Origin of the sequence: Knoellia sinensis KCTC 19936, assembly GCF_000768705.1 — a bacterium.
Lineage (GTDB): Bacteria > Actinomycetota > Actinomycetes > Actinomycetales > Dermatophilaceae > Knoellia > Knoellia sinensis.
Window position 1 is genome coordinate 60,105 of sequence record NZ_AVPJ01000010.1, and the last position, 13,227, is coordinate 73,331.

The window sequence follows — 13,227 nt, forward strand, 5'->3', positions numbered from 1 at the left end:
CACCCCCACGGTGGAGACCTGACCAGTCTCGGGGTGGCACTCAGGGCGCAACAGGGACAAATCCGGCCATCAGCGGGTGATCAGCTCATCATGACCGGCTAGTGCAAACGGGTCAGATCGCGCCCTGACGGGACGGCTCGCGATCAGGTGCCGGGGACCATCCAGCGCAGGATCTGCACCAGTCCCACCACCGCGCACACCACGACGAACGCCGCGATGATCCACGCGATGATCTGGGCCGCGTCGAGGCCGCCCGACGAGCCATTCGCACTCGCCGGGCGAGACGACTTCACGCCAGCCCCGGGGCCTGCGACCGACGCGGCGGCATCCGTGGCGTCCCGCGCCTCGAGCGCCTTGGCCCGCAGGGCCTCGACCTTCTTCGAGCGGGGCTCCTGGCGCACCGACCTGGGCAGCGAGCGCCACATCGCACCGAAGTCGTCGCCGTGCGCATCACGCCAGGCCTCGACCGCCGCCTCGACCTCGGGACCCTTGACCCCGGCGCCGAACCACACCGCGCCCGCAGCGGGGAGATCGCCCATGCCGTGGTGGACCTCGCCGAGCAACCGGAGGGCCTCGACGTCACGTTCCTCGCGCAGGTGCGCCGCCAACACGTCACGCGCCACCCAGAGCCGCCCGGCGTCGATGGCCTCGTGGGCTTCCCGCACGACAGCGACGGACTCCTCGGGCTCCTCCACCCCGTCGACCTCGACCGCCTCACCCGTCTCGACCGTCTCGACCGTCGGGTCCTTCGTGTCGGACGTGGTCGTGGGCTCGCTCGTGGAGGGCTTGCGGGGCGCGTCGGGCATGAAATCCAGCGAACCACACCGCCGCGCCCGAGAACGGGATCGGCACACACGGCATACCCATGCCTTTGGGAAAAACGCACGACTCCGTATGCCGTCCGTCCGGTAGCGTGACCCACACCACTAAGCGTGCGCTTAGTCACAAACTCAACCTTCACCTTGCTCGGCCCTACTCGCCGGTAGCACCATGGGCGAAGGACTTCTGGGCCCACGCTGCCCAGCCACATGCACCCCGCGAAAGGCACACACCCTCATGGGCCACTACAAGAGCAATCTGCGCGACATCGAGTTCAACCTCTTCGAGGTGCTCGGTCGCGGCGACGTCCTGGGCTCTGGCCCCTACGAGGACATGGACGCCGACACCGCCCGCGAGATGCTCAAGGAGATGACGCGTCTCGCCGAGAACGAGATCGCCGAGTCGTTCCAGGACGCGGACCGCAACCCGCCCGTCTACGACCCGGAGACCCAGGTCGTCACGATGCCGGAGTCGTTCAAGAAGTCCTACAACGCCTACCGCGAGAGCGGCTTCTGGGGCATCGACCTCCCGGCCGAGCTCGATGGCACCGTCGCCCCGCCGAGCCTGCGCTGGGCCATGAACGAGCTCGTCCTCGGCGCGAACCCGGCCATCTCGATGTTCAACGCCTCCTACGGCTTCGCCAAGCTCCTCCACATCCTCGGCACCGAGGACCAGAAGAAGCTCGCGCGCTGGATCGTCGAGAAGGACTGGCACTGCACGATGGTCCTCACCGAGCCCGACGCGGGTTCGGACGTCGGCGCCGGCCGCACCAAGGCGACGCAGAACGAGGACGGCACCTGGGACATCACCGGTGTCAAGCGCTTCATCACGAGCGCCGAGTCCGACATGGTCGACAACGTCGTCCACTTCGTCCTCGCCCGCCCCGAGGGCGCTGGCCCCGGCACCAAGGGCCTCTCGCTCTTCATCCTCACGAAGTACGACGTCGACCTCGAGACCGGTGAGCTCGGCGAGCGCAACGGCGTCTACGTCACCAACGTCGAGAAGAAGATGGGCCTCAAGGTCTCCACGACCTGCGAGCTCACGTTCGGTGGCGAGCAGCCCGCGACGGGAACGCTGTTCGGCGACGTGCACGACGGCATCGCCCAGATGTTCCGCGTCATCGAGAACGCCCGCATGCTCGTCGGCACCAAGGCCATCGCGACCCTGTCGACCGGCTACCTCAACGCGCTCGAGTACGCCAAGGAGCGCGTCCAGGGCGCCGACCTCACGCAGCAGACCGACAAGTCCGCGCCGCGCGTGACGATCACGAACCACCCCGACGTGCGTCGCAGCCTCATGCTGCAGAAGTCCTACGCCGAGGGCCTGCGCGCACTCGTCCTCTACACCGCTGCGCAGCAGGACATCGTCGACGCCGCCCAGCTCGAGACCGGCGCCGAGGAGCTCGAGAAGGGCACGCCCGCCGAGCTGGCCAACCGCGTCAACGACCTCCTCCTCCCGATCGTCAAGGGCCTCGGCTCCGAGCGCGCCTGGGTGCTGCTGGGCACCGAGTCGCTCCAGACGTTCGGTGGCTCGGGCTTCCTCCAGGAGTACCCGATCGAGCAGTACGTCCGTGACGCCAAGATCGACACCCTCTATGAGGGCACGACCGCGATCCAGGGCCTCGACTTCTTCTTCCGCAAGATCATCAAGGACCAGGCCCAGGCCCTGACGACGATCGCCAGCCAGATCCAGGAGTTCGCCAAGGACCTCGGCGGCCACGACGCCAAGCTCGACCGCGAGCGCGAGCTCCTCGGCGAGGGCCTCGAGAACGTCCAGGGCATCCTCGGCTTCATGGTCGGCGAGCTCATGAAGTCCGACGTCCGCAACGGTGGCGACATCACCAACCTCTACAAGGTCGGCCAGAACACCACGCGCCTCCTCCTCGGCGCCGGTGACCTCGTCGTCGGTTGGCTGCTCCTGCGCCAGGCCGACGTCGCCCTCACCGCTCTGGCTGGTGAGGTCTCGGAGAAGGACAAGGACTTCTACACCGGCAAGGTTGCGGCCGCGCAGTTCTTCGCCCGCCAGGTCCTCCCGCGTCTCGCTGCCGAGCGTGCGATGGCCGAGGCCACGGACAACGAGCTCATGGACGTCCCGGAGTCCGCTTTCTGAGCCACTCCGTGACGGGCTGAGTCCCGACCACGAACGATCCGGTATGCCGGCCGCGCACCTTGCGCGGCCGGCATACCGGCTTCTTGGGTCGGGAACTCGGCCCTCGCCTGCCGGCTGGACGCAGTTTGCGGTTGCCGCGCAGCGATGTCACATTGCATGCGGAACGACGGCAACCGCAGCACACAGGAGCACCGATGACCGACACACTGCCCGAGATTCGCCTGGAAGACAGTGGCTCAAAGGGGCGCTACGTCCTGCGGTCGGCCGCCGGAGACGAAGCCGAGATGACCTTCAGCCGGGCCGGCGAACACACGATCATCATCGACCACACCGAGGTTCCCGATGCGTTCCGCGGGCAGGGCGCAGGGCTCCGGCTCGTCACCCGCGCCGTCGAGGAAATGCGCGCCGCGGGCAAGAAGATCATCCCGCTCTGCCCCTTCGCCGCGGCGCAGTTCCGCAAGCACCCAGAATGGGCGGACGTCCTGAAGTCCTAGCGCGACACCGGCGTTCGGGACAGGTCCAGGACGCGGAAATCGTGAGCTGTCGCGGCTATTTCCGCGTCATCCCACGATTGCCGCGTCATCGAGGTGATCAGTTCTGCCAGACGGGGGCGACCTCTCGGTGGTAGCTGCGACCGAACCCCTTGCTGAGGATGAACCTCACCGGCGCCGGCACGGTGTCCGCGAGCGCGTCGAGAACCACCGGATCTCCACCGTCCTGGAGCCAGGCGAAGAGCTCACCGGCGAAGAATGGGCTGCCCTTGCGGAGCTGGCGTTCGACGGCCTTCCACTCCGGCGTCTCCATGCGTTCGGTGATGACGGGCATGACGTCGTTTTCCTCGTGGTCGAGGTGGCTGACCGTCACTCGCGTCGTCTCAGCGACGGCATCGGCGCCGGCCAGCGCCACCGCTGACGTGGGATCGGCCACGAGTGCGTCCAGGGCAGACGTCGCGGCGTCGAGGCCCGCGGCCATCGCCTGATGCTCACTCTCCATGGCGTCGAGCAGCGCCGGGTCGGCGACCCCGAGGCTGCGCACGTAGGGCCAGACGTAGGCGTCCTCGGTCCGGTGATGGTGATGCAGTTGCCGGTCGATCGTGGCCCAGGCTCGCCGCAACTGACGAGCGCGGGCCCCGTCACCGTCCGGGAACGAGCGGAGGGCGGACTCGAAGCGTCCGAAGTCGCGACGAACCGCGGCATGGATGATCTCATTCATGTTCATCTGAGCCACGCTCCGACCGTAGACCTCTGCTCCGCCCCCGCGCTCGGGGTTTGCAGATCGCTCACTCAGGCGCGGCCGACGTGCAGGGCGCCCAACAGCTTCGGCAGGCTGTCGCGCAGCTCCCGCTCCCAATAGCCCCAGCCGTGGCCCCCTGCCCCGTAGAAGTCGGTGGTCACGTCTCCGCCGACGGCCTCGATGGCCGCAGCCACCTGCAGGTTCTGGTGGAGGAAGTCGCGTTCCAAGGCGCTGAAGGGGGCACCGGCCGGATCGAGGGGTCCCGCGTTGCCGTCGCCACTGGAGAGGTGGACGGGGATGTTCCGCAACTCCTTCGCCAGGTGGAACGGGTCATGCTGCTCCCAGATCTCACGCTGCCCCACCGGGTCGCCCCACAGCCGATCCGGGTCGTGGCCATAGGTCGTCATGAAGTGCCGAGACCACCGGATGCCGCTCTCGGAGAGGGGATGCACCATCCCGGAGTACGACGCCGCCGCGCGGAACATCCCAGGGTTGCGGCCGGCATACAGAAGGGCTCCGAGACCACCCATCGAGAGGCCCGCGACGACGCGCTGCGTGCCGGCGCCGTAGCTCTGCTCCAGCAGCGGACGCAGCTCCTGCAGGTGGAAGGTCTCCCAAGCGGGAGAGCCGCCCTGACCGCTGTTCCACCAGTCGCTGTACCACCCACTGTCACCACCTTCGGGCATGACGACGAGCACGTCGCGCAGGGCCGGAATCTCGGCGACGTCGGTCATCGCCGTCCAACTCGTGTAGTCGCCGCAGCAGCCGTGCAGGAGATAGAGCACGGGCCACCGATCCCGTCGGTCCCGGACCTCCCAGCCGTCCGGGGTGAGGAGCCGGACGTTGACCGTCCCACCGCCCAGCGAGGCAGAGCGGACCGCGAGATCAACCTGTCGATCGGCCACGTGTGATTCGCTGACCACCACCGCCTTCATGTCCGGTGCAGCCTGGACCGTGACGGCTCCCGGGCTCCCGGCAGCCAGCGTCATGAGGAGCGCCAGCACCAGCAGTGCGGTGCGTCGAACAGAGGTGAACATCGTCGATCCCGTGGTCGTCCAGGTGGGTCCGTGCGTTCAACGTAGGACCGTCCACCGGCACCGGCAACCACTTTCGGACGATGGGTCCGGGCACGACAGGTGAATTGCGCAAGGCCCCGGTGACCGTGTGGTCACCGGGGCCTTCGACGTATGCCGTGTAGTCGCCTCAGTAGCGCGAGTCCGGGTCGATCCGGGTCTCGTCCACCCGCGAGCCGCTGGCGGGGTCCACCTGCGAGGAGCGCGTCGCCGTGTAGCCGGCCGGGCGGGAGCGGCCGCGCATGGCGAAGGACAGGATGATCGCGAGCAGACCGGCGCCGATGAGGATCCAGCCGAGCATGTCGTCGTCGATGAAGGGAAGGTCCACCTGCAGGACGAATGCGAGGATCGCCCCGAGGACGATGAGGACGATTCCGAGTCCGATGTACATGGTCACTCCTTGTGGCCGTTGTCCGGGTCAAGGGACGCCCGGTTGCATCCTCAACGTTATCTCCGCATCGGGCCTGACCTGCGGATGCGCGCAGGGTCAATGGGCCGAGTCGTCATGAACGCGCAGCGAGCACGGCTCCGGGGTTGAGGATCCCCTGCGGGTCGAGCGCATCCTTGACGCGCTGGTTGAGCTCCATGACGTCCGGCCCGAGCATCGCTGGCAGCGCGTCACGCTTGAGCCGGCCCACCCCGTGCTCGCCGGTGATCGTGCCGCCCAGCTCGATGGCCGCGGTGAGGATGTCCTCGAAGGCGGCCCGTGCCCGCGCCGTCGAGTCCGCGTTGGCGGCGTCGTACATGACGATCGGGTGGGTGTTGCCGTCTCCCGCGTGGGCGACGCAGACGACGTCGACACCGCGGTCCGCCCCGACCTGCTCAATCCGCGCCACGAGTTCGGGCAACAGCGGCACCTCCACTCCGACGTCCTCGAGGAGCAACGCCCCGGCAGCTTCGGCAGCCGGGAAGGCCAGGCGGCGCGCCTGCACGAACGACGCCCCCTCGGCCGGATCGTGCGTCACGAAGACATCGGCGGCCCCGGCATCGCGGCACGCCTTCTCGATGACGGCCATCTCGCCCTCGCGAGCACCTTCGGGCGCATCCGACTGCACGAGGAGGAGTGCCCGATCGCGATCGAGCCCCATCGGTTGGAAGTCCTCGACCTGGTTCACTGTCGGCTTGTCCATGAGCTCGACCATCGACGCGCGGACGAGACGTCCCATGGCCACGACCGCGTCGGCGGCGGCACGCACCGAGTCGAACGTCGCGACGAGTGTCGACGGGGCCAGCTGAGCAGGCACGAGACGCAGCGTCGCCCGCGTGACGATGCCGAGCGTCCCCTCGCTCCCGACGAAGAGCTTGAGCAGCGAGAGCCCCGCGACGTCCTTGATCTGCTTGCCGCCCAACGTGATCAGGCGCCCGTCCGCGAGGACGACGTCGAGACCGAGGACGTAGTCGGTCGTCACGCCATATTTCACGCAGCACAGCCCACCGGCATTGGTGGCGACGTTGCCACCGATCGAGCAGATCTCGAACGAGGACGGGTCCGGCGGATACCAGAGGCCGTGCTCGGCGGCAGCCTTCTTGACATCGGCGTTGAAGGCACCCGGCTCAACGATGGCGCAGCGCGCGGCCGGGTCGATCTCGATCGTGGTCATCCGCTCGAGGCTGATGACGAGTCCCGCGTCGATCGCCGACGCTCCTCCACTCAGTCCCGTTCCCGCTCCGCGGGGAACGACAGGTATGCCGTGACTCGCCGCCCAGCGGACGGCGACCTGGACGTGTTCGGGACTTTGGGCGCGGACTGCAGCACACGGCATACCGGCGTCTGGGTCTTTCGCCCAGTCCATCCGGTACTTCTCCAGTGACTCCGGGGAGGTCGCCACAACCCCCTCGGGGAGGGAGGCGACGAGTTCTGCGACGGCGGCGCTGCGATCGGTCACCCCAGCATCCTAGGAAACGGCTCGCCCGCTCAGCCGGCCCCGAAGGGGGGTGGTCAGGCCGAGACTCCTGCGGGACAGTGGAACGGTCCGACGCCCAGGATCCCTGTCGAAGGAGCACTCCCGTGAAGCGCACCATCTGCCTCGTGGCGGCCGGCCTCGCCGTCGCCCCGCTCGTCGTGACCACCCCGGCCCACGCGGGCGGCGGTCCGCGACCCTCCATCTACCAACTGACCGGTGACCCCGTGGTGGGAGCGACCGGAGGCTCGAAGTTCGAGGGCATCGGCGCAGACGGGCGACGCGGCACGTTCTATGTCAGCGAGGTGACCGGCGGCGAGATCCATCGCGGCATGGTGCGCAAGGCCCAGACGCAGGAGTGGCTCGGCGGGGACGGCACGGACGGTCGGTTCACGGCACGTGGCATCACCGTCGACAAGGCGGGCCGGGTCTATATCGCGGGTGGCCCCAACGGCATCGCGGCCGACGGGACCGACAACGGGCGTCCGGACCTGTGGGTCTACTCCCCTGACGGCGAGCTGCTGGCGGCCCTGCGTGCACCGGGTGAGAACGCCTTCCTCAATGACGTGTGGATCGGTCCCGATGGGGCGGCCTACTTCACGAACTCCAATGCGCCCCAGATCTTCCGGGTCGCCCGCGAACAGGGTGAGTGGAACGTCGAGTTGTGGGCCGACGCGAGCGGCACCATCGACCAGCTGGCGGGCTTCAACCTCGGCGGGATCGTCCTGTCGCCCGACCGGAGCGCGTTCGTCGTCGCCCAGGGCAACGTGGGGCGCCTGTGGCGTTTCGACGTCGAGGACGGGAGCGTCACCGAGGTGGACACCGGTGGCGCGGACCTCGTCGGGGCCGACGGCCTGGTCCGGCAGGGCTCTCGCCTCACGGTCGTGCGCAACTTCCAGCGCATGGTCGCCACCCTGCGTCTGTCCGCTGATGGCTCCTCGGCGCGGCTCGTCGAGCAGCGGGCGACGGACCCGAGCCGTGTCCTCACGACGGCCAAGGTGCTGCGTGGTCGGATGTTCTTCGTCGACAGCAAGTTCGAGGAGAACCCGGTCGGGCTGCCGCCCTATGAGGTGGTGACGGACCCGTTCACGTTCTGAAGCGACCGGGGCGGGTCGTGGCGGTGATCGTCGCCGTTGCCTGCCTGGTTGCGGCCTGCACATCGGCCGACCCCGAACCTGACCCGGGTCCGGCGCCGAACCAGTCCGAGCTCGACGAGGCGTTGCGCCAGGCCGCATGGGACAACGACGTGGCTGAGGCCGCAGGGCTCATCGACCGGGGCGCCGACGTCAACGCGAAGGACTCGACGCAGCAGTCGGCCTACCTCATCGCCACGAGCGAGGGCTACCTCGAATTGCTCCGACTCACCCTCGCGAACGGCGCCGAGGTCAATGACAAGGACAGCTGGAACGGCACCGGACTCATCCGCGCCGCCGAGCGCGGCCATGGGCTGGTCGTCGGGGAACTGCTTCAGGCCGACATCGACAAGGACCACGTCAATCGCATTGGATACCAAGCGGTTCACGAGGCGGTGTGGCTGGGAGAGGACACCACGGCATACGAGGACACGATGCGGATCCTCGTGGCCGGTGGTGTGCAGCTCGACAAACCGTCGGGGACAGAACGACTCACACCTTTGCAGATGGCGCGCGAGCGCGGATATGGCAGGTTGGTGCCCGTGCTCGAGAAGGCGAACGACGGTGCGGCGGTTCAGGATCCGGTGGCCGAGCTGCTCGCGGCCGCCGAGGCCGGGGACGCCGATCGCCTGGCGCTGGCGCTGCGCGCGGGCGCCGACATCGAGGCGCGTGACGACAAGAAGCGGACGGCACTACTCCTCGCCGTGACCGGCGACCACGTGGCCGCGGCCCGGTTGCTCATCGCTCTCGGCGCGTCCCCCGACGCCCTCGATGATCGGCACGACACCCCGTGGCTCGTCACGGGGGTGACGGGCAGCGTGGCGATGCTCGAGGCGCTGCTGCCCGGCGAGCCCGACCTGACGATCCGCAACCGCTTCGGTGGCCTCTCGGTCATCCCCGCGAGCGAGCGCGGTCACGTGGACTACGTCCGTCGGGTCGTGGAGACCGACATCGACGTCAACCACGTCAACGACCTCGGCTGGACTGCCCTGCTGGAGGCGGTGATCCTCGGCGACGGCGGCTCGCGGCACCAGGAGATCGTGAAGATCCTCCTCGGCGCCGGAGCCGACCGCTCCATCGCCGACAAGGACGGGGTCACGGCGTTGGAGCACGCCCGCACCCGCGGCTACGGCGAGATCGTCCAGCTGCTCGAGGACTGAGCGCGGGGCCGCAGGCGAAATGCGGTTGATCCGGTGTCGGCACCTCGGGGGAGGATGGGGCATATGGCCACGATCGTGTTCCTCCACGCCCACCCCGACGACGAAGCCTCCGGCACCTCGGGCACCATGACCCGCCTCTCCCGGGAGGGCCATCGCGTGGTCGTGGTCTATGGCACGGGCGGAGAGCACGGCACCCCGCCCGAGGACCTCCCGGTGGGCGCGACGGTTGCCGACTTCCGGCGCGGGGAGGCCGAAGCGTCGGCGCGGGTGACGGGCACGGAGCGCGTGGAGTGGCTCGGCTACACCGACTCCGGGATGCACGGCTGGGAGCAGAACGGCCACGACGGCTCGTTCCACGGCGCTGACCTCGATGAGGCTGCCGGGCGCCTGGTCGAGATCCTCGACGAGGAGGACGCCGACGTCCTGGTGACCTATGACTGGCACGGCGGCTACGGCCATCCCGACCACGTCAAGGTGCACCACGTCGCCTACCGCGCCGCCGACCTCGCGGCGCAACGTCCACGCCTGCTCGAGCAGACGATGAACCGCGACGCGATGCGGCGGGCCTATGAGGAGGCGCTGGCGGCCGGGGACAGTGACAAGGCCTGGGACCCGGACCAGCCGATGGAGGACGGCGAGCCGCTGGGGACGCCCGAGGCTGACCTCCACTGGAAGGTCGACGTGTCCGGCGACATCGAGTCCAAGCGCGCGTCGCTCGCCTGTCACGCGAGCCAGACGAGCGACGTGGGGATGATGCTCCAGATGCCCGAGGACCTGTTCGTCGCGTGGTTCGGCACGGAGTACTACAGCGAGCCGGGCCGCGCGGCGGGCATGGTGGAGGGCTGGCCCTTCGCCGACCTCGACGCCGGCTGAGGGACCGGGGCGCCCGGCCCAGAGCCCGAACGGTCGGGATCTGGGGCCCATGCGCCGGGACACTGCGAGCGGCCAGCCTTGGGCCATGAACCAGAACCCCCTTCCGCGGAACGCCCTCGTCCCGGCCGCCCTTCTCGCCGGTCTGTGCCCCCTGGTCGCCAACACGATCCATGAGGAGCCGACCAGCAGCGGCGCAGACATCATCGCGGCGGCTTCCGCTGCTCAGTCCAGCAAAGAACTCCTCTCGACGGGCATCTTCCTCGTCGGCTTCATCGCGCTGATCGCCGTGTTGGGCATGTTGGCTGCTGCCATCGCCCCACGAACTCCGGCGCTGTCGGGCATCGCCGCCATCGGAGGCGCGGCTGCGGTCGCGGTCAAGGTGGCCGAGGCCCAGACCGGAATCGCGTTGCGCCAGACCGCTGCCGGGCTTGATCCCACCACGGCCGAAGCTCTGGTCGCCATGGATGAGGCGGGTTTTGCCGTCCACGGGCTGCTGCTCTCGGTGGCCTTCGGAGCCGTGGGCATGGGGCTCCTCGCGGCCGGTCTGGTGCCCCGATGGCTCGCGTGGTGGGCGACCGTGATGGGCGGCCTCGGCGTCGTCACGGCCCTGGTCGGTGTCATGGCCCCTGCCGCCTACGTACCGATCCCCTTCCTGTTCCTGTTGGTCTGGCTCACCGTGCTGGGGATCGTCGGCGCCCGACGCCCCTTCGCCCATTCCGCCGTGCCGGCGCATGTTGCCGCCGCACAATGAAGGTGTGACCGAGACCAGTCGCGGCGTCACGGCCGCTGCTTGGTGGCCGTGGCTCCTCCTGCCCGCCATCGCGAGCGCGTTGGTCGCGAGCGGGCTGGTCCTGGGCGCGGCCACCGACCTGCGGTTCGGTGAGGACGTCGAGTCCTTCGTGAACGTGCCGCTCGCGCTGGGTTTCAGCACGGTGGCAGCAGGTATCTGGGCGACCCGCCCCGACACACGTGGGCTGAAGAGGCTGGGTTTGCTCTACACAGTCGTCGGACTTGCATCGGCAGTGGTGTTCCCTGCCCATGCGTGGGCCAACGCTGGGAGGGACCTCCTCGGCGCCGACTTCGCCGGCTGGCTTGGCGAGTGGGTGTGGGCGCTGGGCGCCGCCCCCCTGATGGGTATTGGCCTCGTGCTGTACCCGGATGGGGAAGTCCCGGGTCGGCGCTGGTGGCCAGTCCCGGTGGGTGGAGTGCTGGCAGTGGTCCTGCTCGCTGGCACCAACGCCCTCATGGCCTTCGAGCCGACGCGAGCCCCCGCTTGGGAGCCGATCGCGTTCGCCGCGTTCGTCCTCCTACTCGCCTGCGCTGGTGCCGGATTGGTGGCACTGTGCCTCCGCTTCGTCCGGGCTGCACCGGGCAGCGATCTCCGGGGGCAGGTTGGCGCCTTCCTCATTGCAGGGTTCCTCGTGGTCGGATTCGCCGCCTTGCCGGACGGCAACACGCCCGCCCACCTCGTCATCGCGCTGATGATGGGCGCGGCTCTCCCCGCCACCGTCGCCAGTGCGGTGGTGCGACATCGCCTCCTGGATCAACAGGCACTAGCCGCCCGCTTGGAGACGGTCAGCGCGTCCCGGCAAGCGTTGGTGACCGAGCGAGAGGACGAGCGCCTGCGTCTGCGCCGCGATCTGCACGACGGTCTCGGGCCCTCACTCGCCGCCATCGGTCTCGGGTTGCGGCAACTGCAACGCGACGTGCCCGACACACAGCACGTCGTCGTCACCGCTCTCGCTGATGAGGTGCAACGAGCCGTCGTGGAAGTGCGGCGCCTGTGTGACGGGCTGAGCCCCGATGCCCTTCAGGACCTGGGACTCAGCACTGCCCTCGCGGAAGTCGCCGATCGTCTCGGCGCCTTGGGCGGCCCCGAGGTCGTGGTCACGGCCGGGCCCCTCCCTCCGCTACCCGCAGCCCACGAGGTGGTCGCCTATCGGGTTCTGATGGAGGCGACGACGAACGCCGTTCGGCATTCGGGGGCCAGTCGGGTCACCGTCGGGCTGCACTGGGCGGACGGGCTCCACGGCTGCGTCGAGGACGACGGTGCCGGGATCCCTGCGGGGGCTCGGGCTGGTGTGGGTCTGAGGGCGATGACCGAACGCGCAGACGAACTCGGTGGTCGCACCACTGTCGGCCCCAGTGACACCGGTGGCACGCGCGTGAGCCTCTGGCTTCCTGGAGTTCACCCATGACGCGGGTCACCGTGGTGGAGGATCACCCCCTGTATCGCGCCGCCGTCGTCTCCCTCATCGACGAGATGGTGGACTGCCAGGTTGTCGGGTGTCATTCGGATGCCGAGTCGGCACTCGCCGCTGCGACGGACGAGCAGCCCGATGTCGTGGTGCTCGACCTGGGGCTCCCGGGAACGGACGGCATCACCGCGCTCAGCCGTTTCCGCGCGATGGACTCGCCGCCGGCGGTTCTTGTCCTGACGATGAGCGAGGATCCCTCAGTCCTCGCCGCCACTCTGCGCGCGGGCGCCCATGGCTATGTGGTCAAGGGGTCGGAGCCGGAGGACATCGCGCGGGCGGTCGAAGCCGTGGCTCACGGGCAGGTCGTGTTTGGCGCACAGGTCGCCTCGGCCGTCCTTGCGCAGGCCTCGGGACGCGCGGCGAGCGGACCGGCCGCCGCTTTTCCCGGCCTCACGCACCGCGAGCACGAGGTTCTGGAGTTGCTGGCCCGGGGTCGGAGCAACGACGACATCGCGGCCCTGCTCTTCCTCAGCCCCAAGACAGCGCGCAATCACGTGTCGAGCATCGTCGGGAAGCTGGCCGCGGGCTCCCGCGCCGAACTGGTGGCCAAGGCCCGGGACGCGGGTTTCGGCTCCAGCTGACGACGGGTCGCGTGCGACCGGAGGGGAACTGGTGGGAGCGGAGGGCAATGTTCCGTCCGCTCGCCTCAGGTTCCCTCATGGGGAGCA

Annotated in this window: 13 protein-coding genes; 8 read left to right on the forward strand and 5 right to left on the reverse strand. The window is 69.1% G+C overall.

The annotated features are described in order from the left end of the window. Window positions 1–143: 143 nt before the first annotated feature. On the reverse strand, window positions 144–806 hold the full coding sequence (locus N802_RS13200) for a hypothetical protein (RefSeq protein ID WP_035917024.1): 663 nt from the start codon (window positions 804–806) through the stop codon (window positions 144–146). Between the two features lie 250 nt (window positions 807–1,056). Between N802_RS13200 and N802_RS13205 the strand changes: the two genes are divergently transcribed. After that, window positions 1,057–2,928 carry an acyl-CoA dehydrogenase gene (locus N802_RS13205; RefSeq protein WP_035917025.1) on the forward strand — a complete coding sequence of 624 codons (1,872 nt, stop codon included), beginning with the start codon at window positions 1,057–1,059 and terminating at the stop codon, window positions 2,926–2,928. A 194-nt stretch (window positions 2,929–3,122) separates the two neighbouring features. Next, the gene (locus N802_RS13210; protein WP_035917026.1) at window positions 3,123–3,422 is read left to right on the forward strand and encodes a GNAT family N-acetyltransferase; all 300 of its coding nucleotides are present in this window, start codon (window positions 3,123–3,125) and stop codon (window positions 3,420–3,422) included. Between the two features lie 97 nt (window positions 3,423–3,519). Here the strand turns inward: N802_RS13210 and N802_RS13215 are convergent, their stop codons facing one another. The 4 genes from N802_RS13215 to N802_RS13230 all read right to left on the reverse strand — a co-directional run bounded on the left by N802_RS13215 (window position 3,520) and on the right by N802_RS13230 (window position 7,120). After that, window positions 3,520–4,146 (reverse strand): hemerythrin domain-containing protein, encoded by a 627-nt coding sequence (locus N802_RS13215; protein ID WP_035917028.1) that lies wholly within the window; start codon window positions 4,144–4,146, stop codon window positions 3,520–3,522. 65 nt (window positions 4,147–4,211) lie between these two features. Next, window positions 4,212–5,198: an alpha/beta hydrolase gene (locus N802_RS13220; RefSeq protein WP_035917031.1), complete on the reverse strand. Its 987-nt coding sequence runs from the start codon at window positions 5,196–5,198 to the stop codon at window positions 4,212–4,214. Between the two features lie 166 nt (window positions 5,199–5,364). Continuing rightward, window positions 5,365–5,625, reverse strand: a complete 261-nt coding sequence (locus N802_RS13225; RefSeq protein ID WP_035917034.1) for a DUF6458 family protein — start codon at window positions 5,623–5,625, stop codon at window positions 5,365–5,367. 112 nt (window positions 5,626–5,737) lie between these two features. Continuing rightward, window positions 5,738–7,120 carry an FAD-binding oxidoreductase gene (locus N802_RS13230; protein WP_035917035.1) on the reverse strand — a complete coding sequence of 461 codons (1,383 nt, stop codon included), beginning with the start codon at window positions 7,118–7,120 and terminating at the stop codon, window positions 5,738–5,740. A gap of 122 nt (window positions 7,121–7,242) precedes the next feature. Here N802_RS13230 and N802_RS13235 point away from each other — a divergent pair, with 122 nt between their 5' ends. From N802_RS13235 to N802_RS13260, 6 genes are all read left to right on the forward strand, one after another. Beyond that, a complete protein-coding gene (locus N802_RS13235; RefSeq protein ID WP_035917038.1) occupies window positions 7,243–8,232 on the forward strand; it encodes an SMP-30/gluconolactonase/LRE family protein in 990 nt (329 codons plus the stop codon). Between the two features lie 17 nt (window positions 8,233–8,249). Beyond that, entirely contained in the window at window positions 8,250–9,428 is a 1,179-nt protein-coding gene (locus N802_RS20880) for an ankyrin repeat domain-containing protein (protein WP_245613939.1), read from the forward strand. 63 nt (window positions 9,429–9,491) lie between these two features. Next, the gene (locus tag N802_RS13245; protein WP_035917041.1) at window positions 9,492–10,301 is read left to right on the forward strand and encodes a PIG-L deacetylase family protein; all 810 of its coding nucleotides are present in this window, start codon (window positions 9,492–9,494) and stop codon (window positions 10,299–10,301) included. A gap of 85 nt (window positions 10,302–10,386) precedes the next feature. After that, window positions 10,387–11,052 carry a hypothetical protein gene (locus N802_RS13250; protein ID WP_035917044.1) on the forward strand — a complete coding sequence of 222 codons (666 nt, stop codon included), beginning with the start codon at window positions 10,387–10,389 and terminating at the stop codon, window positions 11,050–11,052. Window positions 11,053–11,056: 4 nt separating this feature from the next. Next, window positions 11,057–12,499, forward strand: coding sequence for a sensor histidine kinase (locus tag N802_RS19535; RefSeq protein ID WP_052109933.1), 1,443 nt, complete (start codon window positions 11,057–11,059; stop codon window positions 12,497–12,499). Further along, window positions 12,496–13,140, forward strand: a complete 645-nt coding sequence (locus N802_RS13260) for a response regulator (protein WP_035917046.1) — start codon at window positions 12,496–12,498, stop codon at window positions 13,138–13,140. Before N802_RS19535 ends, N802_RS13260 begins: the two co-directional genes overlap by 4 nt. The last annotated feature ends 87 nt before the right edge of the window (window positions 13,141–13,227 follow it).

Excerpts from the sequence above, each read along its gene's own strand:
- N802_RS13200 (WP_035917024.1), bottom strand. The coding sequence starts at position 806 with ATGCCCGACGCGCCCCGCAAGCCCTCCACGAGCGAGCCCACGACCACG.
- N802_RS13205 (WP_035917025.1), top strand. The coding sequence starts at position 1,057 with ATGGGCCACTACAAGAGCAATCTGCGCGACATCGAGTTCAACCTCTTC.
- N802_RS13210 (WP_035917026.1), top strand. The coding sequence starts at position 3,123 with ATGACCGACACACTGCCCGAGATTCGCCTGGAAGACAGTGGCTCAAAG.
- N802_RS13215 (WP_035917028.1), bottom strand. The coding sequence starts at position 4,146 with ATGAACATGAATGAGATCATCCATGCCGCGGTTCGTCGCGACTTCGGA.
- N802_RS13220 (WP_035917031.1), bottom strand. The coding sequence starts at position 5,198 with ATGTTCACCTCTGTTCGACGCACCGCACTGCTGGTGCTGGCGCTCCTC.
- N802_RS13225 (WP_035917034.1), bottom strand. The coding sequence starts at position 5,625 with ATGTACATCGGACTCGGAATCGTCCTCATCGTCCTCGGGGCGATCCTC.
- N802_RS13245 (WP_035917041.1), top strand. The coding sequence starts at position 9,492 with ATGGCCACGATCGTGTTCCTCCACGCCCACCCCGACGACGAAGCCTCC.
- N802_RS13250 (WP_035917044.1), top strand. The coding sequence starts at position 10,387 with ATGAACCAGAACCCCCTTCCGCGGAACGCCCTCGTCCCGGCCGCCCTT.
- N802_RS13260 (WP_035917046.1), top strand. The coding sequence starts at position 12,496 with ATGACGCGGGTCACCGTGGTGGAGGATCACCCCCTGTATCGCGCCGCC.